Genomic DNA, 22,184 nt, shown 5'->3' with positions numbered 1-22,184 from the left:
TTATTTAATTTTCTCTGCAACACGAAGCCAAGCACTACGCGAACGTGGATTCGCTTTAACTTCTTCCTCACTTGCACGAATCCGTGCCACTTTTTTTAATCTACGTGTATCTATCACTTGCTGAGGCAAGCCCCAACCATTATCTTCAGCTAATGTCGATTCTTTTTGAATGAATTGTTTAATCAAACGATCTTCTAAGGAGTGAAAACTAATCACTGCCAAACGAGCATCCACTTCAAGAACATCTACTGCTTGTGGTAAAAAAACCTCAATATCTTCTAATTCTTTATTAATCGCAATACGAATCGCTTGAAAAGTACGTGTTGCCGCATGTTTGTTTTTCTCCCATTTTGGATGGGCAACTTTAACAATTTCAGCAAGTTGTGCTGTGGTATCAATATAACCCGCATGTTTAATTGCCTTTGCAATACGACGGCTATAACGCTCTTCGCCATATTTAAAAATAACATTGGCCAAATCTTCTTCATCAATCTGTAGCAACCACTCTGCAGCAGTAGGCCCCTGAGAATTATCCATCCGCATATCTAAAGGCCCATCTTTCATAAAACTAAAACCGCGTTCAGCTTGATCGAGTTGAGGAGAAGATACGCCTAAATCTGCCATGATTCCATCTACGGCATTAATACCAAGATGATTTAATTGTGATTGTAAATCGGCAAAACTGGCATGAATAATGGTAAATCTTGAATCTTGTTGTTCTAATTCAGCAGCAACTGCTAAAGCCTGAGGATCTTTATCAAATGCATACACACGAGCATGTTGATCGAGTTTAGACAGTAATAAACGCGTATGGCCGCCTCGGCCAAAAGTCGCGTCAATATAAACTCCTGTATTGCGACCTGCCAAAAGAGCATCAACAGTTTCATGAAGTAATACAGAAATATGCGACATAAGCGTAGTCAATCTAAAAGCCAAAAATTTAACTACACATTATTACCTTGTTTTAACAAAGCTCCAAACGACTTTTTGTAGGTAAATATTACTTTTCATAGAGAAAACCGTTTTCAATGTAAATTCAAGTAAATTTAATCAACTGTATATGATGGATCAGTCACTAAAGCAATATCATCAAAACCCATATAAACTATTGAAATTAATATAATAATTAAAAATTATGATCATAAGAAATCAACTTTAACTGCGGATGATGCTATTTTAACCATCTTTAAAAATGCGATAATTTCTTCATAAGAATATTCAGCGATTTTGTTTTAATGACGATTAAATTGCTTTTAAATGATTCACCTTGTCAAAGTAGAATACCAAATCTCTTGATTTACATATCAATATCATTTTTATATTGTTGATTAATCAACAGACCAATCTACAATGAGTCTCCAGACTCTTATCGCTACTGTGCTGTATTGATCATTTAAAATCAAAGACAAAAAATATTATCTTCATCAGCACTCGCATGCCTTATATCATGATAGCAATATTACTCGGCAGAAAATTTTAACGATATTACGGATAAAAACGAGATCAGTAACACCCATCATCTCAATCCATCCTTATAAGCCGCGCAAAATTTAGTTTGATTATAGTGAATAGAATATTTTTAACATGATCTTTAATATAAAACGGCAACATGATTGAACTCTGCATGTGCCGTTTACTTTGAGTAATTGAATGACTTAACGTTTTGAACTATAAATCTGATCAAAAATAGCGCCATTTACAAAATGGGTTTGCTGTGCTTTGCCCCATCCACCAAAGACCTCATCAATGGTAAAGGTTTTTAATGCTGGAAATTGATAACGATATTTCGCCAAAACAGCTTGATTACGAGGGCGATAATAATGCTGTGCAACCATATCTTGGCCTAATGGTGAATACATATAATTAATATATGCTTTTGCCAGCCATTTATTACCATCTTTATCAACGGTTTTATTTACAATTGCAACAGATGGTTCCGTTAAAATAGAAATCGATGGATAAATAATTTCAAATTTATCTTTACCCAAGGTTTTCTGTGTAACAAGTGCTTCATTTTCCCAAGTTAATAACACATCGCCAATACCACGCTCTGCAAATGTAGTCATAGAAGCACGTGCAGCAGAATCCATAACCTTCACATTATGATAAAGTTTACTCACAAATGCTTTAGCTTTAGCATCATTACCGCCTGGCTGTTTTAATTCATAACCCCATGCAGATAAATAAACCCAACGAGGTAAGCCGCCAGTCTTCGGATTTGGTGTAATAATTTCGACCCCTGGCTTAATTAAATCTGGCCAGTCCTTAATATGTTTTGGATTGCCTTTACGGACCATAAACACAATAGTCGAGGTATATGGAGCAGAATTATATGGAAATTGCTTTTGCCAATTGGATTGAATCTGACCTGATTTTACAATTTCATTAATATCATTGGCTAATGCTAATGTGACAACATCTGCTTTTAAACCATCTACCACGGCACGTGCTTGTTTTCCAGAACCACCATGTGATTGTTTAAAATCAACTTTTTGTCCTGTTCTTGAGGTCCACCACGCACCAAATGACTGATTAAACTCATCATAAAATTCACGTGTTGCATCATAAGATACATTTAAAAACTGACGTTCTGCAGCGTGAATTTGGCTCAATGCAGACAAACCAAAACCTGTCACAAATAATGCAGCACTAAACAGTGCTTTAAAAGGCGTTTTCATAGCGTAACAATCAATTTATTTTAGATATCAGCAAATATATGAAATCCAAACTAAAATCGCAATCAAAATACATCAACTAAATCCACCCAACATAAAGTAAAAACATGAATAATCTATATATAATTTTTTATAAATTAGATATATGAAGCAGTGATTTAAAATCCCATAATGCGCACTTAATCGACTGTTTTAAGTAGGATGTGATTTAAATTGATCACCCCATAACAGCTTTCTTTATCTAATAGATCGCATCAATAAGCATTTTATTTTGAATTATTTCCAAGTAAAAATAGCATTTTCCAAACCAATCTCATGTTAATTGAGAAGAAATGAAATCATTTATTCTGTCATGAGTTGATACATTAAAAAACTGGATTAATTGCGATTATTTTGTTATTTTTTACGACATAGCTGCGAAATTTAATTTTAAGCAGAAATTAAAATTTTAGTAAAACAAATTTAAAAACGACATCATGTATAATCATGAAATTTTTTCATAGCAAGATGCTAAGATATTATATACCGAAAGTATTCAATATCAACAATATCGTGATATGAGAATACTATATGTACTGACTATGGGGGAATGGAGTAATGAAATTAAATACCTTACTGTGCTTTGGTTTAATCCTACTGTCTCAAACTGGATATTGTGCAGGTGTAGTATCTGCTGAAGCTATGCCAAGTAAAACCATAAACAACAGCAAAGTTTCTGTAATTGGTAAAGCATTAAATGAGCAAAAAATTAAGGGAGAAACACCATCCAATAATAAACTTAAAGTGCTTAGATCCATGAACGTTACACCAACTCAAAACTTTTTTTCAGCACAAAATCAAAAAGTCACACTACTGATTCAATCTTTTTTCTCATAAGGATGATTACTATCTTCAATAGCTAGTCGTTTGAGAACTTTTAAATTAAGTTCTGGTCGTTCTATTCTTTATTTTTATGGTTAAGCTGCTATGCATTCAAACGGGTAAATTTCATGCTAATTTTGCTGTGATATTAATCAATTCGTATTTGAATGATCTGTAAATAAATAATTAAATATAAAATACTGCACAGATTAGAACCAATTTAAACATAATTTTATGGGGCTTTTTCGTTATAATAGTCACCATTTACATTCTAAATATGATGTTGCTATGAAAGTTCGTACTCGTATCGCACCCTCTCCTACAGGTTTTCCTCATGTAGGTACTGCATATATTGCCTTATTCAATTTATGTTTTGCTAAAAAACATGAAGGTGAATTTATTCTGCGTATTGAAGACACTGATCAAGTGCGATCCACACCAGAATCAGAGCAAATGATTTTGGATTCATTACGCTGGTTAGGTCTAAAATGGTCTGAGGGTCCAGATGTTGGCGGACCTCATGCGCCTTATCGTCAATCTGAACGTATGCATATCTATAAACAATATGCTTTAGAACTAGTTGAAAAAGGGCATGCTTTTTATTGTTTCGCCACCCCTGAAGAACTAGATCAAATGCGTGCAGAGCAACAAGCTCGTGGAGAAACGCCTCGCTATGATGGTCGTGGCCTCACACTTTCTCAAGCAGAAATTGCACGTCGTTTAGCTGCTGGAGAACCTCATGTTATTCGGATGAAGGTACCGACTGAAGGTAGCTGTAAATTTAATGACATGTTGCGTGGTGAGGTCGAAATTCCTTGGGCACAGGTTGATATGCAAATTCTACTGAAAACAGATGGCTTACCAACCTACCACTTGGCCAATGTGGTTGATGATCACTTAATGGAAATTACTCACGTTTTACGCGGTGAAGAATGGATTCCATCAGCACCAAAACATCAATTACTGTACCAATATTTTGGCTGGGAAATGCCAGTATTGTGTCATATGCCGCTGTTACGTAATCCAGATAAATCTAAACTCTCTAAACGTAAAAATCCGACATCGATTAACTATTATAAAAATATTGGCGTATTACCAGAAGCACTATTAAATTATTTAGGCCGTATGGGTTGGTCTATGCCTGATGAGCGTGAAAAATTCACCTTAAATGACATGATTGAACATTTTGATATTCAACGTGTTTCTCTGGGTGGCCCAATTTTTGATGTTGAAAAATTGAATTGGTTAAATGGTCAATGGATTAAATCTCTCACTCCTGCTGAACTGTTAGACACATTATTAGCCTGGAAAGCAGATCGTCAAACCTTAGAAGATATTGCTGCTGCGATTCAGCCACGTATTAATTTGTTATCTGAAGCAGTCAATTGGGCAGGTTTTTATTTTAATCAATTCCCAACTCTTGAAAAAGAACAATTTATCAGTAAAAAATTAACTGAAGAACAAGTTCGTCAGAGTCTACAATTTGCAATTTGGCGTTTAGAAAATTTATTTACCTGGAATAATGATACCGTTAGTCAAACCTTAATGGATCTTGCAAATCAGATGAATATTAAGCTGCGTGATTTTATGCCCGCATTCTTTATCGCAATTGCCGGCTCAACCAGCTCTACGCCTGTAATGCAATCGATGGTAACGATTGGTCCAGATTTAACATTTGCACGTCTACGTCATGCACTTGAAATTATCGGCGGACCAAGTAAAAAAGAAGCAAAAGTATGGGAAAAACTCAATGAAAGTTTAAAATTGCCGAAAAATGATGCAATTGACAACACATAACTCATTTTTTTATTGACGCATTGTGATTATATCCCTAATATAGCGCTCACACAGAGACAAGGTGTTAACACTCTAATCTGTAGCCTCAATAAGTCCCTATCGTCTAGAGGCCTAGGACATCGCCCTTTCACGGCGGTAACCGGGGTTCGAATCCCCGTAGGGACGCCATATTTAAGATGGCAACATCTGATAAAAAGCCCAAGCATCATGACTTGGGTTTTTTATTGTCTATTTGTTTAAAGTATATTTTTTATTTTCAAAACATTTCGCTAAAATAATAAATAAATTTCAATTCCGGAGCCATAATGCAATACCGTTGCCCAAAATGCCAAAGTGCTAAAATTATGCCAGTCACTCAACCTGGTGAAACAGTTGCTCGTCCTGTTGTGCCCAAAAGTTTGATTTTTCTCATTCCAGCCGTTTTGGTTTTATTACTTTTGGTGGCAATCAGTATTGCAATGTGGCTTTTTGGTAATGGTGCTGGAACAACATTACAAATTGCAACGGTTGTAGTTTTTGTTCTCTGCTTAATTGCAGGCTTTATGTTTTACCGCGACTTACCCGATTTTAAAATTTCCATGCAATCTTTTATGCAATCACAAAAAAAATGGCAGTGTCGTGAGTGCCATCATCAATGGCAAATTTAATTTTTGCCGCCCTTAAATTAAGCTAATCATTGATAAATGAGTGACCGTAACAGATTTTATATGTCAGCCAATACAGAATAAACAATTGAGTTTTTATCAATTCATATTGCGCTCTCGTATTGCCGTAAAATATGGTCACTCATTCTGTCTGTGCGCATACAGAATTATGTAACACAATCATTATCTTCAATTTGTACAGTGATTTCATTAATGCCATGTGTATGGCGTAATAACGCTGCTGCATCCCGATACAACTGATTACGATCTGCATGAGGTGCATATAAATGCACTGTTAAATGTATATTTTTAGATGTAATTGCCCAAACTTTTAATTGATGGATACTTTCTACATCTGGTAAAGCCAACAAATCTTGACGTAATGTTTCAATATCAATTTCTTCCGGAACGCCTTCAAGCAAAATATTGGTACTTTGTTTGAGTAAAATCCAAGTTCGCGGTAAAATCCAAACACTAATTAAAATTGCAATAAAAGTATCCACCCAACTCCAATTGGTGAAATAAATAATAATCGCACCAACAATCACGCCCACAGATCCCAAAGCATCACTCAAGACTTCTAAATAAGCACCTTTCATATTTAGACTTTCTTTCGAACTAGAGAATAATATACGCATGGAAATCAAATTAATGAGCAAACCAATGGTTGCCACAATTAACATTCCAATACTTTGAATTTCTGGTGGCTGAAAAAGTCGTTGATATGCTTCATATAAAATATACATTGCAACGATAAACAACATCATGGCATTAAATAATGCTGCCAATATTTCAAAACGTTGATAACCAAACGTTCGTTTATTATCTGCGGGTAATCGACCAATACGAATCGCAGCGAGTGCAATCGCCAAAGCAATTGCATCCGTCAACATATGTGCAGCATCAGAAATTAACGCCAAACTCTGCGTCATGACACCTGCAACAACTTCAACGATTAAAAATGATGTTGTTAAAACCAAAGCAAAGGCTAATTTTTTAATATTTGTTCCAGTTACAACAACGCCATGATCATGACTATGACCACCTTCTTTACTCATTGTTATCTCCTTTATTATGGCAGAATGATCATAGATATGATCATTCTGCTGCTATTATGATCGGCTTATTGTTGATCTAATGCGCTATTTTTTAAAGCACAGATACTTTTTTTTGTGTAACTCGCTCATTCATCCAACGATAAATAATCGGCAATAAAATTAAAGTCAAAATCGTTGAGGAAATAATTCCACCAATCACAACAGTTGCTAATGGACGTTGTACTTCTGCTCCTGTACCTGTAGCAATTGCCATCGGAATAAAACCAAAAGATGCCACACATGCCGTCATTAATACTGGGCGTAACCGCAGCACAGCACCATTCCATGTCGCCAAATGAATATCCAGATTTGCTCTTAACTCTTTAATAAAAGTCAGCATCACTAAACCATTTAATACCGCAACACCCGATAAGGCAATAAAGCCAACCCCTGCAGACATCGATAAAGGAATATCTCTTAACCAGAGTGAAATTAATCCACCTGATAAGGCAAATGGCACACCACTAAACACCAATAGGCTTTCTTTAACGTTATGGAAAACAGCCATTAATAAAATGAAAATTGTAATTAATGCCAAAGGTACAACCATCGTCATTCGATCTTTAGCTGATGCTAAATTTTCAAATTGTCCGCCATAACTTAACCAATAGCCTGTTGGTAACGCTTGCTGTGATAATTGGCCTTGTAACTCTTGCACAAAGGAGCCCAAATCTCGACCTTGAACATTGGCTGTAATGACCACACGACGCTTACCATTTTCACGACTCACCTGATTAATACCAGAGATTACCTCAACCTTGGCAATGTCTTTAAGCTGAATCAGCCCTCCATTGGGTAAAGATACCGGTAAAATTGACAATTGTTCAGAAGTTCGCTGTGCATCATTTAAACGAATAACAAAATCAAAGCGTCGATCACCTTGCAGAATTTGCCCGACGTTTTGTCCACCAATACTGGCTGCAACCAAATCTTGTACCGCCTTAATCGATAAACCATATTGAGCTGCAAGTGCCTTATCCACATCAACATTCAATAAGGGTAAACCTTCTGTTTGCTCAACCTTGACGGCTGTTGCACCTGAAATACTTCTCATTTTTTGAGCAATTTTTTCGGCTTCCTGATTTAAGATCACCATATCATCACCAAAAACTTTGACACCAATATCACTACGAATACCTGAAATCAGTTCATTAAATCGTAATTCAATCGGTTGAGAGAACTCACTATTATTGCCCGGTAAGGTTTCTAAGTATTCCTGCATACGCTGACGTAATTGAGCAATATTTTCTTTAGGATTAGGCCATTCTGCTTGTGGTTTTAATAAAATAACACCATCTGAAATATTAGGTGGCATCACATCAGTCGCAACTTCAGCCGTTCCTGTTCGAGCAAAAATTGCTTTAATTTCTGGAAATTTTTTTAACAAAACCTTTTCAGTATTTTCTTGCATTCTTAAAGACTGGCTTAGGCTGGTACTTGGCGAACGTAATTGTTGTACAGCAAAATCACCCTCACTCAACTGTGGCGCAAACTCACTGCCGACCTGCGTCGAAATAATCCCTGTCAGCACCAAAATACATAATGCCAAAGTAATGACCAAATATTTAAATTGATATGCAATATCTAAAAGCTGCTCATATTTTTGCTTTAACCAAAGCATCCAGCGACTTTCTTTTTCTTTTACTTCTCCAGTCACAAATAAAGCCACTGCAGCTGGGACAAAAGTAACAGATAAGATAATCGCACCAATCAAGGCCAAAATCACAGTCAAGGCCATTGGATGAAATAATTTTGCTTCCACACCAGATAAAGCAAAAATAGGGAAATACACCACCAAGATAATCAACTGACCAAAAATTAATGGTCGACGGGCTTGTTGAGCCGCTAAAAAGACTTCGGTAAAGCGTTCATTCCGTGTTAATAAACGCCCTTTTTGATGCTGTGCTAATGCCAAACGCCGGATACAGTTTTCTACAATCACCACCGCACCATCGACAATAATACCGAAATCCAGTGCACCCAGACTCATTAAATTAGCACTGATATTTTTTTCAGCCATGCCCGTTAATGTAAACAGCATCGATAATGGAATAATACAAGCAACAATCAGCGCTGCTCTAAAATTACCCAAAAATAAGAATAAAATCACAATCACTAACACGGCACCTTCAACCAGATTTTTTTGTACCGTTGCGATTGCACGCTCTACCAGTGATGTTCGATCATAAACTGTTTCAATCTGTACACCTTTAGGTAAAGTTTTCTGAATTTCTTGTATTTTTGCATCAACAGCTTTTGCTACCGTGCGACTATTTTCACCAATTCCCATCATGACAATACCCAGTACTGTCTCTTCACCATTATAGGTGGCTGCACCAGTACGTAAATCATGCCCGATTGAAACCTGAGCGATATCTGCAACGCGAATTGGATAGCCTTGTTTGGTACTTACCGTAATATTTTCAATATCTTGAACGGTATTTAATAAACCAGGAACACGTACCGTAAGCTGTTGACCATTTTCCTCAATATAGCCAGCACCACGATTTTCATTACTTTCTTGCAATGCCTTTTGTAGGTCTGTGGTGCTAATTTGCAATTGTTGTAAACGACTTAAATCAGGTGTAACCACATAAGTTTTATTAAAGCCACCAATGGTATTAACTTCTGCAACACCTTTTACCTGTTGTAATTGTGGGCGTATGATCCAGTCTTGAATTTCACGCAAGTCCATCGGCTCATATGCTGAACCATCTGGCTTTTTAGCAGTCGGCTGTGCCTTTACAATCCATTGATAAATTTCGCCCAGTCCAGTTGAAACAGGTGACATGGTTGGAGAAATTTTTTCCGGTAATTCAGTACTGGCTTCCTGTAAACGCTGATTAATTTGCTGTCTTGCCCAGTAAATATCAGTGCCATCTTTAAATACAATAGTAATTTGCGACAGGCCGTAACGTGATACAGAGCGAGTGAGCTCTAAGTTCGGAATCCCTGCCATTGCCGTTTCAATTGGATAAGTAATCCGCTGTTCAACCTCTAAAGCACTAAAACCATTGGCTTGGCTATTAATCTGGACTTGGACATTGGTAATATCAGGTACAGCATCAATCGGTAGTTTTTGATAGCTATAAATCCCGACAGCAATCCATGCCATCGTAAACAACATGATCCAAATCGCATTACGAATCGAAAACTGAATAATGCGATCAAAAAGACCTTCTGGTGGTGGTAAGCAATCCTGAGGATCCTGCTTGGGCTGTTCAATATCATTAATGTGCATGACTTGCTTCCCCCTTTTCCAGTTCAGATTTTAACAAAAAGCTACCTTGCCCCACATAAGACTGTCCCGCCTTTAAACCTTTAGTAATTTCAACCCATTGCCCATCCACTGAACTTGGTCCTAATGTCACAGGTTGTGGGTTAAAAATAATTTGCTTGGCTTTTGAATGAGGTACAAAGACCACATCTTTACCATCAATTTGTTGTACAGCACGTTTTAACACACGTAATGATTGATCTGCTTTATGTTGTTGCAATTCAATATTGACCATTAAATTTGGACGTAATTCATCTGCACGATCAAGAACTTTAGCACGTACTTGCAAACGACCCGTTTGTGTATCAGCCATCGCTGTTAAATGTACAATTTGTGCCTGATATTTTTTGCCTGTTTGTAAGGATTTAAATTCAATGATTTGATTTGGCTGAATTTGTGCTACATCAATATTAGGTACCAAAAACTCTAACCACAGTTGATCCAATTGATCAATAACAAATAGTGATGAAGCAAGCTGTACATTTTCACCAACTACAATATCTTTTTGACTAATCACACCTGAAATCGGTGCTTTTAAAATATAACGCCCATTAGAATCTGCGCGTGCACCATATGCAGATAAGCGCGTTTGAGCAGCTTGTAATTGGATTTGGGCTTGACGGTATGCATTCGATGCACGTTGATAATCCTGCTTCGCTGAAATCCCTTGTGCCCATAAATCTCGCTCACGTTGATAATCTTGTTGCGCCAATTGCAAGTTAGTCTGAGCAATTTTTAATTCAGCTTGTTGGTCAACCAAATCAGGTACCCATAAAACAGCCAGCGCTTGACCTTTTTGAACATAATCCCCTAAAGCAACATTAACAGATTGAACTTGACCACTAAAACTTGGCGCAACATGTGCTTGCTGATCGGTATTGGCAACCAAGCGTGCTGGATAATTAATAATTTGCTCAATTGGCCCTACTTCTGCTTTATGTAGCTGAATACCCTGTTCTGTAACCTGCTGTGCAGTCAAACTAACGGTCTGCTCTGCCTCTTTTTCTTCGTCATGTGCAGTTTGAGTATCTGTTGTTGCTTCTGCAGGTGTTTTTTTCCAAAAAGCTAAACCCAGTGCAATCAAGGCCGTGATGATTAAGACGATCAGAATTAAGACTTTCTGTGAAACTTTTCCATATTGATTCGCAATATTTTTCATCTTAATTTCCTGCCTCTATAACGGGTAGCGCTTTGGTTTCTTGTATCAAGGCCTGATTGAGTTGTACCAAGACATTTTTAGACGTGACTATGCTAGGATCAATCCCTAAACTTAAACTTTGTGCTTCAATTGATTTTTGCCAAGCTGATTTTAAAAGCTGCACACTTTGCAAACGAATATCCAATAACTGTGCTGTCGCTTGCTGCACATCCATGACATTAAACTTACCTGCTTTAAAGCCTTCTAAGGTGCGTTTTTGTACACGGACAGCCAATGGAATCTGTTGCTGTAAAATAAAGTCAAATTGTGATTTTAATTGGTTTAACTCAACCACTAAGGTTTGCACATCTAACTGATTCTGTGTTTGATAAAAGTTTTGCTGTTTTTCGATTAGCGCAGACTTAACCTGTGCAATTTGTGTCGCATATTGATTTCGATTAAACAATTTCAAGGGTACGCTCACACCTAAAACCAATTGACTATCAACTTGATTTTGCGCTGTTTTAGTTCGTTTAACCCCTAGATTTATATCAGGATTCGGGCGTGCTTTTGCTTTAAGTAAGGCCATTTGAGCACTGGTTTCTAATTCATCTAGTTTTAAAGACTTTTCAACGAGATTTTCTGTTCGATTTTGTTCTATGCTGGTTAAAGTATCTTGTGGCCACATAGAGACAAAGTCATCACCAATCGCATTAGAGACCGTCGATTGCCCCCATAAATTAAATAACTGATTTTTTAAAGTTTGGCGTGTTAAGTCTGCTTGCTGGACTAAAGCAGTAAGATTGGTTTGTGTTAATCTCACACGTTCTACATCAACCTGAGCAATACTGCCTGCTTGAAAGCGTTTTTCTGTCGCTGCCAAATTTTCTAAACTGACCTTTAGTTGCTCATTTAGCAGTCTGGTTTCAATTTCCGCCAACATGACTTGTGACCATAACGACTTGACTGCCATCGCCAATTGTTGATCATAAATCATTTGTTTTAAACTGGCTTGTTGCTTGCTTAAATGTGCTAAAGCACGGCTGGCACGGCGTTGACCAAAAACATCTAAAGGCTGTGATAGGCTAACCGCCCATTCTTGATCTTGATCATTTTTAAATCCGGTACGATCTACTTGTAAGGTAGGATTATTCCATAACTGACTATTTTTAATGTTGGCATCTGCAATATCTTGCTGGGCTTGCCACACGCCCTGTGAATTTTGATAGGCTTTAACACGTTCAGTAATTTCAGCCAAAGAGAGCTGATCAACTGTTGTAGCATCGGTAGTCTTTGCATAGACAGCTTCAATATTGAAACTGATCAGCAATGCACAGGCTAATCGACCAAGTAAATGAATATTCGACCGTAACGGTAAACCAATTCTTGGATTTAACTTTATTTTTGACATAGATATACACCATTAGTAAAAAAACGAATGGTCGGTTTTATTTTGGCTACCCCACCTATAGCGGGGAAAATACGGGAGGCTGTATCGGAATATTTAAATAGGGTGATTGATAAAAATTAGCTTGATCCCAAAAAATAACGGGGCTAAAAACAATGATCATTCTAGGATCTATCGCCGTATCTTGGGGCAAAATATAGACCCAATTCACACTAGGCAAATGATCACCATGTTGATTAATTTGATCTAAATATTTAAGCAAGGACCCAGAAGATACTGAATGAGTATGATTATAATGTTGTTGATTTAATACATGATGACCAAAATGATTAATCAATGCAGAATCAGGATTATTACCATGAATACAAAACGCAGCCGCAATATTCCAAGCACTCTGGAAAATAAATAAGCTCAGCAAGACTGTTATAAATAATCTTGAACGTTTCACGATATTCATCAAATAAAATACTGGCCTAAATATAGCAATTAAGTGCCGTGTAATAACATTACAAATTTAAATCTAAAAATGCAGCTTTGTTATTTTTTGTTATTTAAGAATATTAATTTTAAATCAAATATAAAAAATGCCAATCTAAAATTGATTGGCATTTCGATTAAAACAATGGGCGCAAATTTAACAATTAAGCACCAATTTTACGATAGCGAGTGCGCTTTGCTGCTAGATCATCACCATATTTTTTACGGCGATATTCCTCAAACTCGGTATAGTTACCAGGAAAGAACTCTGGTGTTTCATCTTCAAAAGATAAGATATGTGTGGCAATACGGTCCAAGAACCAACGGTCATGCGAAACCACCATCACGGTACCTGGGAACACTAGAATGGCATCTTCCAGTGCACGTAAAGTTTCTACATCCAAATCGTTAGATGGTTCATCGAGTAAGATAACGTTGGCACCTTGCTGTAAAATTTTTGCCAACTGCAAACGATTACGTTCACCACCAGATAACTCACCCACACGTTTTTGCTGATCTTGGCCTTTAAAGTTAAAACGACCAATATATGCACGTGAAGCAATTTCATAATCACCGACACGTAAAATATCTAAACCACCAGAAACTTCTTCCCAAACGGTTTTATTGTCATCTAAGGTGTCACGAATCTGACCCACATATGCGACTTTAACAGAATCACCTAAAGTCACTGTACCAGTATCTGGCTGCTGTTCACCGGTCATCATACGGAATAAAGTGGTTTTACCTGCACCGTTTGGACCCACAATACCGACGATTGCCGTTGGTGGAACAGTGAAAGATAAATCTTTATATAACAACTTATCAGCAAATGATTTACTGATATTTTCCACTTCAACCACTTTATTACCTAAACGTGGACCAGGTGGAATATAGATTTCTGAAGTTTCATTACGTTGTTGGAATTCGCGCGAGTTTAACTCTTCAAAGCGTTCCATACGTGCTTTGTTTTTCTTTTGCTGACCTTTCGCATTTGAACGAACCCATTCAAGTTCTTTTTTCAATGCTTTAGCAAAAGATTCTTCTTGTTTATTTTCCTGCTCTAAACGGGCATTTTTCTGCTCTAACCAAGCAGAATAGTTACCTTGGTATGGAATACCATGCCCACGGTCAAGTTCTAAGATCCACTCAGCCACATTATCCAAGAAATAGCGGTCATGGGTAATGGCCACAATCGTTCCTGGGAAATCTTTTAAGAAACGTTCCAACCAAGATACAGATTCAGCATCCAAATGGTTTGTCGGTTCATCAAGTAATAACATATCCGGTTTAGAAAGCAGTAAACGACAAAGTGCGACACGGCGACGCTCACCACCAGATAACATGGTCACATCTGCATCCCAAGCTGGTAAGTTTAATGCAGCCGCAGCCTGCTCAAGCTGGTTGTCTAAATTATGTGCATCCCAAGTTTGAATAATTGCTTCTAATTTTTCTTGCTCTTTAGCCAGTTTATCAAAGTCTGCATCTGGTTCAGCATATTCAGCAAAAACCTGATCGAGACGCGCTAAAGCGTCCAATGCCTCACGCATACCATCTTCAACATTACCACGCACATCTTTGGTTGGATCTAGTGGCGGTTCTTGCTCTAAATAACCAATTTTAGTACCTGGTTGAGCGCGTGCCTCACCAGAGAAATCTTTATCTACGCCAGCCATAATACGAAGCAAAGTAGATTTACCAGCACCGTTTAAACCAAGTACACCAATTTTAGCACCTGGAAAAAATGACAAAGAGATGTCTTTTAAGATTTCGCGCTTTGGCGGAACCATCTTAGACACACGGTTCATCGTGTAAATATATTGGGCCACGTAGGACTCCTCAATAGAAAACCAAAATATCGCAGGGTGCGAAAAAAATTAATCGGGTCATTATACGATGAAAGTACTGAAAACATAAGGCATGCACTTCATCATATGTAAGCTTTTATCTCAAAAGATATTGGTATAAATAATCAACAATATTGTAGAGCATCAATACCACTTATCGCAGTCTAAATTATACCGACCTTTATGAAAATAAAAGATTTAAATTCAACATTTAATCACTTTACACGCATAAGTTTAATGCTAAACTCAATCCGATATTTTACAATTTTGACAAAATTAACATGACTTATAAAGATGAAACTTTAGCGATTCATGCTGGCTATAGCCCGGAAGCGACCACCAAAGCCGTTGCAGTACCCATTTATCAAACAACCTCATATGCTTTTGATAATACCCAACATGGTGCAGATCTATTTGATTTAAAAGTGCAAGGCAATATCTATACTCGAATCATGAACCCAACTACGGCAGTGCTTGAACAACGTCTTGCTGCACTTGAAGGGGGAATTGGTGCACTTGCTGTTGCATCAGGTATGTCTGCCATCACTTATGCGATTCAAACCATTGCAGAAGCAGGTGATAATATTGCTTCAGTGTCTACACTATATGGTGGAACCTATAACCTCTTTGCCCATACCTTACCTAAACAAGGTATTGAGGTCCGTTTTTTTGATTATCAAAAACCTGAAAGTCTTGCTGATTTAATTGATGAAAAAACTAAATTGGTTTTTATTGAGTCAATTGGCAATCCGCTTGGCAATATCATTGATTTAGAAGCCATTGCAGCAATTGCACATCAACATGGTATTCCGGTAATTGTCGATAATACTGTTGCTACACCTGCACTACTAAAACCTTTTGAACATGGCGCAGATATTGTCGTCCATTCTTTAACCAAATATATTGGTGGACATGGCAATAGTATTGGCGGCGCCATCATTGATAGCGGAAAATTCCCTTGGGGCAAATACCCTGAACGTTTTAAAGTTCTAAACACGCCTGATCCAAGTTACCATGGGGTAAATTATGTGGAAGCATTAGGAGATGCCGCATATATTGCTCGTGCTCGTGTGGTACCCTTACGTAATACAGGCGCAGCGATTAGTCCTTTAAGTGTCTTCTTAATTTTACAAGGTTTAGAAACACTGAATTTACGTATGGAACGTCATACTGAAAATGCGTTAAAAGTGGCAGAATATTTAAATGCACATGCTAAAGTAAAATGGGTCAATTACGCAGGTCTAACTGATCATCCACAGCATGCTTTGGCACAAAAATATGTAAAAGGTAAACCTTCTGCCATTCTTTCTTTTGGTGTAGAAGATGGACGTGAGGGGGGGACGCGTTTTATTGATGCCCTACAACTGTTTACACGCTTGGTCAATATTGGTGATGCAAAAAGCTTGGCTTGTCATCCTGCAACCACAACACATCGTCAATTAAGTCCAGAAGAACTACGCGCTGCTGGTGTAAGTGAAGATATGGTCCGCCTCTCTATTGGTATTGAACATATTGATGACTTAATTGCCGATTTAGAACAAGCTTTGGCACAAGTTTAATCTGCTATATTCAGCCTCTTTGATTTCACCTAAATTAAAGAGGTTGTTGTATCTATCATGACAAACTATTCGAGAAAATAATACTAAGCCCTTAAAATTAATCTAAATAATGTTTAAAGCATACAATATCTCATCGTCATCTCATCGTCGCAAAAATAAAAAACAATTTAACTTAACTTCAGTCATATTGACGATATAATCAGATCAGAAATGCCAGTCAATTGAGTCGCAAGGGTCTGAAAAGTGAAAGCGAAACTTGAAAAAGAATTTCAACAAAAAGTAAAAGGTAAAACTGTTTTGATTACCGGTGCTTCTAGTGGTATCGGTCTCACAACAGCACATAAACTTGCGGATGCAGGTGCACGTGTCATTTTGGTTGCACGAACAGCAGACACCTTGGAAGAGGTCAAGGCAGCAATTGAAGCAAAAGGAGGACAAGCCTTAATTTTCCCATGTGATCTCAATGATATGGATGGTATTGATGCGACCTCAAAACAAATTTTAAGTGCAGTCGATCATATTGATATATTAGTGAATAATGCAGGCCGTTCAATTCGTCGTGCCGTACATGAGTCTGTTGACCGATTTCATGATTTTGAACGCACCATGCAGCTCAATTACTTTGGTGCCATTCGCTTAATTATGAATATTTTGCCACAGATGATGATACGTCGTGACGGCCATATTATTAATATTAGTTCAATTGGTGTACTGGCGAATGCAACACGCTTTTCTGCCTATGTCGCCTCTAAAGCTGCATTAGATGCTTTTAGTCGCTGTCTGGCAGCAGAAGTACACGGGCATAAAATTGCCATTACATCGGTCTATATGCCGCTGGTACGTACGCCGATGATTGCGCCCACTAAAATTTATAAATATGTCCCAACACTCTCACCTGAACAAGCAGCAGATTTGGTGGCTTATGCAATTATTAAACGCCCCAAAAAAGTTGCTACACATTTAGGACGTCTTGCATCTATTACGTATTCGATTGCACCAGGAATTAATAATAAATTTATGTCGATTGGCTATCACCTCTTTCCAAGTTCTAGTGCATCGGTTGGTCAGTCACAGAAATTAAACTGGGTACAAAAAGCATATGCACGTTTATTCCCTGGCGAACATTGGTAAATGAATAGACCTATTTCAGATAAATTGCTATATTAAATCTGGCATTTTTATCCTGTTTTTTTACATACTCAATGTGCACTCGCGACATTGAACATAAAATATGTAATTAAAATAATATATTAGATTTGCCAACAGCAAATAAGATTCCCATGATTGGCAAGTCTAATGGTTTTATCTTTTTGGTTTTTTAATATTGTTATCCTCTCAAGATAGCACTGATTTGGTGTTTGTGATTTATGCGAATTTTAGCTTTAGTTTTACGCCTTGTCTGCTTTGGCTTTGCACTTTTTCTTTTATACCAAGTCACTCTTTCACTCTATACAGGTCACTATATTTTAATGGATCTAGTCGCCAATATTGGTACCATACTGATCTGTATCGATTTAGGTGTATTTTTAAGCGCCAGCAAACTCAATAAACTCTTTAATTCGAATAAAGTCGTCAATAACACTGTTTTTATCCCCTCTAAACTCGAACAAGTTACTCGCAAATTAGGCCATTTAGGTATTATGCTCATCATTTGTAGTTGGATTGTCCCGCTGATTTAAACTTCATAGGGTGCTAGATCTGCCATTCTGATCGGTATTAAAAAAGCCAGTCATTTGACTGACTGGCTTGATTGGTAATACTGAAGATCGTACTTAAACAGCACAACAGCCTTACTGAGAACCTTTAACACCCGCTTGCAATAACAAAGCACCAAAACCGCCAATTTTATTTTCTTGTGGTTTTGAATTTTGTGATTTTTTAACCTGCCCGCGTTCATTGCCTGTTCGTGCATGTTGTGGACGTTTAGCATGTGCTTTACGCTCACCACGTGGTTCATTTGCCGTATCACGACGCGGCTGACGCTGTGGTTTTGCCGCTACAGCAGCCCCTTCTGGGCGCATCGACAAATTAACACGATTGCGTTCAACATCTACACTTAATACACGAACCTGCACAATTTGACCCGGTTTAACAATTTTATGCGGATCAGCAACAAATTCATTGGTTAACTCAGAGATATGTACTAAACCATCTTGATGTACACCCACATCAACAAATGCACCAAAGTTGGTTACATTAGTAATAACCCCCTCTAACTGCATACCTTCAGCAAGATGTGCAACTTCAGTGATATCTTCACGGAATTTTGCTGTACGGAATTCAGGACGTGGATCACGACCTGGTTTTTCCAACTCAGCTAAAACATCTTGAACAGTCAATACACCAAATTGTTCATCAATAAAGTCATCTACATTGATTTGACGAATAATCTCGCTATTACCAATGATCGCTTGTACTGAAGTTGCTTTAGCTGTCACAATTTTACTGACCAAAGCATAAGATTCGGGATGTACTGCAGATGCATCTAGCGGTTCGATACCATCTTGAATACGTAAAAATCCGGCTGCTTGCTCAAAAGTACGCTCACCCAAACGTGGCACTTTTTTCAACTCTTGACGACTGTTAAAACGGCCATGCTCTTTTCTAAACTCAACAATTTGCTGTGCAATGGCTTTATTTAAACCAGCAATATAGCCCAAAATCGCCGCAGAGGCTGTATTGACATCCACACCAACAGCGTTAACACAATCTTCAACCACAGCATCCAATGTCTTAGCAAGATTCACTTGATTGACATCATATTGATATTGGCCAACACCAATCGATTTTGGATCAATTTTAACCAATTCTGCCAATGGATCTTGTAAACGACGTGCAATAGAAACTGCACCACGAATAGATACATCAAGATCTGGTAGTTCTTGCGTCGCCAATTCTGAAGCTGAATAAACCGATGCGCCAGCTTCAGAAACCAATACACGCGTTAAATTCAAATCTGTATTGGCACTCATCATTTCAGCAATCAGCGCTTCAGTTTCACGGCTAGCAGTACCGTTACCAATCGCGATCAAATCAACATTAAACTCACGACATAAACGCGCCAATTCAGTAATTGAGCCTGCTTTATCTTCTTTTGGTGCAAATGGATAAATGGTACTGTGTGTCAGTACATCACCCGATTGATTCACCACTGCCAGTTTAACGCCAGTTCGAATACCCGGATCAACACCTAAGGTACAACGTGTTCCCGCAGGCGCAGAAAGCAGTAAGTGACGTAAATTCTCAGCAAATACATCTATGGCTTCTGCTTCAGCAGCTAAACGTTTTTCTGTTAATAAAGAATGTTCAATACTTGGACGAATCTTCGCTAACCAGAATAATTGTGCAGTTTGCTGTAAAAAAGTCTGACGCGTTTGTGGTTCAACTGTTGTCAAATCATATTCAGTGGCAATCAATGAAAGCGGCAACTCATCATCACCATCGACTTTTAAAGTCAATACATTTTCCTGACGGCCACGTAACATTGCCAATAAACGATGAGAAGCAACTTTATTTAAACTTTCAGAAAAGTCAAAATAATCACGGAATTTCTTACCAACTTCCTTTTTCTCATCATTGGCAACAGCACTTTTAAGCAATGCTGTTTTAGCAAATGCTGCTTTTAAGGCTGTTGTTAATGCAATATTCTGTGCCCATTCATCGATTAAAATATGATGAATTGCATCAAGTTGACTTTCTACATCAGGATATTCTTCATGGCTAAAGCCTTCCAGCGCAGCAATTGGATCAATGGCTTCATGCCATATTTTGTCTGCAATCGGGCCTAAGCCTGCAGCTTTTGCCTTAAATGATTTGCTGGTCCGTTTTGGACGGTATGGCGCATAAATTTCTTCTAATGCATTTTTAGTTTCAGCAGCATTCACACGCACTAATAAATCATCGGATAATTTATTTTGTTCTTTTAGCGACTCAATGACCTTTTCACGACGTTCAAATAAATCGCGCAAATAAGCTAAGCGCGTATCAAGTTGACGTAGTTGAATGTCATCCAAGCCTTGCGTTACTTCTTTACGGTAACGTGCAATAAACGGAACACTAGCACCTTCATCAATTAACTTGATTGCTGCTTCTACTTGGTTTGGACGTACGGCAAGTTCTTTTGCCAACTGCTGAACTAAGTCAGTCATCTTGTTTGATTCCACAAGGATAGATACTAAAAGCCATGATTATAAAGACCGAGTGTATAAAATCCACAATTGTTTTATTAAAATTATTAATGAACAATACCATTAAATGACAGATTTTAAAAAAATCTATTAAATTATAAGCATTATCAGCATAAATTCATATTTTTATACTGGTTTATTTTTGCTTTACCTGTATATATTTAGTATCTATAGCTTGATTTAAACTGTAATTGTCGTTTTAGCACATAGTCAACCTATAGTAATCAATCGTATACTCAATGTTAACTCAGCATTTCATTTACGATGACAATAAAGATAAAGGAGCACATCATGAGTTTAGTTGTACCTGCTGAAAATACAGATACTGTACAAGCCGAAACTGACCGCATTGAACGTATCCTCGTTGTTGATGATGATGTTCGTTTACGTACACTTTTGCAACGCTTTCTCGAAGACAAAGGTTTTGTAGTTAAAACAGCTCACGATGCCACACAAATGGATCGTCTCCTCCAGCGTGAGCTATTTTCTCTTATTGTGTTAGATTTCATGCTCCCTGTAGAAGATGGATTAAGCATTTGCCGTCGTTTACGTCAATCGAATATCGATACCCCTGTAATTATGCTCACTGCACGTGGCAGTGATTCTGATCGAATTGCTGGATTAGAGGCAGGTGCAGATGATTACCTGCCAAAACCATTTAATCCCAATGAATTATTGGCACGTATCCGTGCAGTCCTTCGTCGTCAAGTTCGCGAAGTACCTGGCGCACCGAGCCAACAAATGGAAGTGGTCAGCTTTGGTCCATGGTTTTTAGACCTTTCGACACGCACACTGACACGTGAAGGCCAAGTCGTTACACTCACAACAGGTGAATTTGCTGTACTTAAAGCCTTGGTACAGCATCCTCGTGAACCGCTGACACGTGATAAACTTATGAATCTAGCACGTGGACGTGAATGGGGAGCAATGGAACGATCAATTGACGTTCAGGTTTCTCGCCTACGCCGTTTGATTGAAGAAAACCCTGCCCGTGCCCGTTATATTCAAACGGTTTGGGGCGTAGGTTATGTCTTTGTTCCAGATGGTGCCGAATAGGTAATAGATTATAAAGACTAGACACTGCGCTAAAACTCACCAGTCGTAGTGGCTCAATATAAAGAGAGAATGCTTTAAAACTTTATATCACCACTACGTATGGTGCATCATCTGCGACTGATAAAGCGGATGGCGCAATCTGTCCAAGACTTGATACAGCTATC

16 protein-coding genes and 1 tRNA gene are annotated in these 22,184 nt (G+C 37.9%); 8 read left to right on the top strand and 9 right to left on the bottom strand.

The window, feature by feature from the left end:
• Both rsmH and QSG86_RS05675 read right to left on the bottom strand, forming a co-directional pair.
• Complete coding sequence (gene rsmH / locus QSG86_RS05680; RefSeq protein WP_317030608.1) at window positions 1-912, bottom strand: 16S rRNA (cytosine(1402)-N(4))-methyltransferase RsmH; 912 nt, start codon at window positions 910-912, stop codon at window positions 1-3.
• Window positions 913-1,655: 743 nt separating this feature from the next.
• Window positions 1,656-2,678, bottom strand: coding sequence for a sulfate ABC transporter substrate-binding protein (locus tag QSG86_RS05675; protein ID WP_317030607.1), 1,023 nt, complete (start codon window positions 2,676-2,678; stop codon window positions 1,656-1,658).
• 594 nt (window positions 2,679-3,272) lie between these two features.
• Between QSG86_RS05675 and QSG86_RS05670 the strand changes: the two genes are divergently transcribed.
• The 4 genes from QSG86_RS05670 (at window position 3,273) to QSG86_RS05655 (ending at window position 5,980) form a co-directional block, all read left to right on the top strand.
• On the top strand, window positions 3,273-3,551 hold the full coding sequence (locus QSG86_RS05670) for a hypothetical protein (RefSeq protein ID WP_317030606.1): 279 nt from the start codon (window positions 3,273-3,275) through the stop codon (window positions 3,549-3,551).
• A 273-nt stretch (window positions 3,552-3,824) separates the two neighbouring features.
• Window positions 3,825-5,333 carry a glutamate--tRNA ligase gene (gene gltX / locus QSG86_RS05665; protein WP_317030605.1) on the top strand — a complete coding sequence of 503 codons (1,509 nt, stop codon included), beginning with the start codon at window positions 3,825-3,827 and terminating at the stop codon, window positions 5,331-5,333.
• Window positions 5,334-5,425: 92 nt separating this feature from the next.
• Window positions 5,426-5,501, top strand: a tRNA-Glu gene (locus tag QSG86_RS05660).
• Window positions 5,502-5,638: 137 nt separating this feature from the next.
• On the top strand, window positions 5,639-5,980 hold the full coding sequence (locus QSG86_RS05655) for a hypothetical protein (protein WP_317030604.1): 342 nt from the start codon (window positions 5,639-5,641) through the stop codon (window positions 5,978-5,980).
• A gap of 164 nt (window positions 5,981-6,144) precedes the next feature.
• Here QSG86_RS05655 and QSG86_RS05650 read toward each other — a convergent pair whose 3' ends face one another.
• From QSG86_RS05650 to ettA, 6 genes are all read right to left on the bottom strand, one after another.
• Window positions 6,145-7,035 (bottom strand): cation diffusion facilitator family transporter, encoded by an 891-nt coding sequence (locus QSG86_RS05650; RefSeq protein ID WP_317030603.1) that lies wholly within the window; start codon window positions 7,033-7,035, stop codon window positions 6,145-6,147.
• 91 nt (window positions 7,036-7,126) lie between these two features.
• Window positions 7,127-10,315, bottom strand: a complete 3,189-nt coding sequence (locus QSG86_RS05645; RefSeq protein WP_317030602.1) for a CusA/CzcA family heavy metal efflux RND transporter — start codon at window positions 10,313-10,315, stop codon at window positions 7,127-7,129.
• Entirely contained in the window at window positions 10,305-11,510 is a 1,206-nt protein-coding gene (locus QSG86_RS05640; RefSeq protein ID WP_317030601.1) for an efflux RND transporter periplasmic adaptor subunit, read from the bottom strand. Before QSG86_RS05640 ends, QSG86_RS05645 begins: the two co-directional genes overlap by 11 nt.
• Before the next feature lies 1 nt (window position 11,511).
• Window positions 11,512-12,900 (bottom strand): TolC family protein, encoded by a 1,389-nt coding sequence (locus tag QSG86_RS05635; RefSeq protein ID WP_317030600.1) that lies wholly within the window; start codon window positions 12,898-12,900, stop codon window positions 11,512-11,514.
• Between the two features lie 55 nt (window positions 12,901-12,955).
• Window positions 12,956-13,345: a cation efflux protein, CzcI-like gene (locus QSG86_RS05630; protein WP_410487445.1), complete on the bottom strand. Its 390-nt coding sequence runs from the start codon at window positions 13,343-13,345 to the stop codon at window positions 12,956-12,958.
• Window positions 13,346-13,538: 193 nt separating this feature from the next.
• Window positions 13,539-15,200: an energy-dependent translational throttle protein EttA gene (ettA, locus tag QSG86_RS05625; RefSeq protein ID WP_317030598.1), complete on the bottom strand. Its 1,662-nt coding sequence runs from the start codon at window positions 15,198-15,200 to the stop codon at window positions 13,539-13,541.
• A 299-nt stretch (window positions 15,201-15,499) separates the two neighbouring features.
• Between ettA and QSG86_RS05620 the strand changes: the two genes are divergently transcribed.
• The 3 genes from QSG86_RS05620 (at window position 15,500) to QSG86_RS05610 (ending at window position 18,456) form a co-directional block, all read left to right on the top strand.
• Complete coding sequence (locus tag QSG86_RS05620) at window positions 15,500-16,777, top strand: O-acetylhomoserine aminocarboxypropyltransferase/cysteine synthase family protein (RefSeq protein WP_317030597.1); 1,278 nt, start codon at window positions 15,500-15,502, stop codon at window positions 16,775-16,777.
• A gap of 243 nt (window positions 16,778-17,020) precedes the next feature.
• Window positions 17,021-17,908 carry an SDR family NAD(P)-dependent oxidoreductase gene (locus tag QSG86_RS05615; RefSeq protein WP_317030596.1) on the top strand — a complete coding sequence of 296 codons (888 nt, stop codon included), beginning with the start codon at window positions 17,021-17,023 and terminating at the stop codon, window positions 17,906-17,908.
• A gap of 236 nt (window positions 17,909-18,144) precedes the next feature.
• Window positions 18,145-18,456, top strand: coding sequence for a hypothetical protein (locus QSG86_RS05610; RefSeq protein WP_317030595.1), 312 nt, complete (start codon window positions 18,145-18,147; stop codon window positions 18,454-18,456).
• Window positions 18,457-18,567: 111 nt separating this feature from the next.
• Here the strand turns inward: QSG86_RS05610 and QSG86_RS05605 are convergent, their stop codons facing one another.
• Window positions 18,568-20,925, bottom strand: coding sequence for a Tex family protein (locus QSG86_RS05605; RefSeq protein ID WP_317030594.1), 2,358 nt, complete (start codon window positions 20,923-20,925; stop codon window positions 18,568-18,570).
• A 330-nt stretch (window positions 20,926-21,255) separates the two neighbouring features.
• On the opposite strand from QSG86_RS05605, the gene ompR reads away from it, so the two are divergent.
• Window positions 21,256-22,020 carry a two-component system response regulator OmpR gene (gene ompR / locus QSG86_RS05600; RefSeq protein ID WP_317030593.1) on the top strand — a complete coding sequence of 255 codons (765 nt, stop codon included), beginning with the start codon at window positions 21,256-21,258 and terminating at the stop codon, window positions 22,018-22,020.
• Window positions 22,021-22,184: the final 164 nt, after the last annotated feature.

Source organism: Acinetobacter sp. SAAs474 (assembly GCF_032823475.1).
In the GTDB taxonomy this organism is placed as follows: domain Bacteria; phylum Pseudomonadota; class Gammaproteobacteria; order Pseudomonadales; family Moraxellaceae; genus Acinetobacter.
This window is presented reverse-complemented; position numbering and strand designations above follow the sequence as displayed.

Bases quoted from the DNA above. Each gene is read 5' to 3' on its own strand.
- QSG86_RS05620 (WP_317030597.1), top strand. From the start codon at position 15,500: ATGACTTATAAAGATGAAACTTTAGCGATTCATGCTGGCTATAGCCCG.
- QSG86_RS05610 (WP_317030595.1), top strand. From the start codon at position 18,145: ATGCGAATTTTAGCTTTAGTTTTACGCCTTGTCTGCTTTGGCTTTGCA.
- QSG86_RS05635 (WP_317030600.1), bottom strand. From the start codon at position 12,900: ATGTCAAAAATAAAGTTAAATCCAAGAATTGGTTTACCGTTACGGTCG.
- gltX (WP_317030605.1), top strand. From the start codon at position 3,825: ATGAAAGTTCGTACTCGTATCGCACCCTCTCCTACAGGTTTTCCTCAT.
- QSG86_RS05640 (WP_317030601.1), bottom strand. From the start codon at position 11,510: ATGAAAAATATTGCGAATCAATATGGAAAAGTTTCACAGAAAGTCTTA.
- QSG86_RS05650 (WP_317030603.1), bottom strand. From the start codon at position 7,035: ATGAGTAAAGAAGGTGGTCATAGTCATGATCATGGCGTTGTTGTAACT.
- QSG86_RS05670 (WP_317030606.1), top strand. From the start codon at position 3,273: ATGAAATTAAATACCTTACTGTGCTTTGGTTTAATCCTACTGTCTCAA.
- QSG86_RS05645 (WP_317030602.1), bottom strand. From the start codon at position 10,315: ATGCACATTAATGATATTGAACAGCCCAAGCAGGATCCTCAGGATTGC.
- QSG86_RS05675 (WP_317030607.1), bottom strand. From the start codon at position 2,678: ATGAAAACGCCTTTTAAAGCACTGTTTAGTGCTGCATTATTTGTGACA.
- QSG86_RS05655 (WP_317030604.1), top strand. From the start codon at position 5,639: ATGCAATACCGTTGCCCAAAATGCCAAAGTGCTAAAATTATGCCAGTC.
- rsmH (WP_317030608.1), bottom strand. From the start codon at position 912: ATGTCGCATATTTCTGTATTACTTCATGAAACTGTTGATGCTCTTTTG.
- ompR (WP_317030593.1), top strand. From the start codon at position 21,256: ATGAGTTTAGTTGTACCTGCTGAAAATACAGATACTGTACAAGCCGAA.
- QSG86_RS05605 (WP_317030594.1), bottom strand. From the start codon at position 20,925: ATGACTGACTTAGTTCAGCAGTTGGCAAAAGAACTTGCCGTACGTCCA.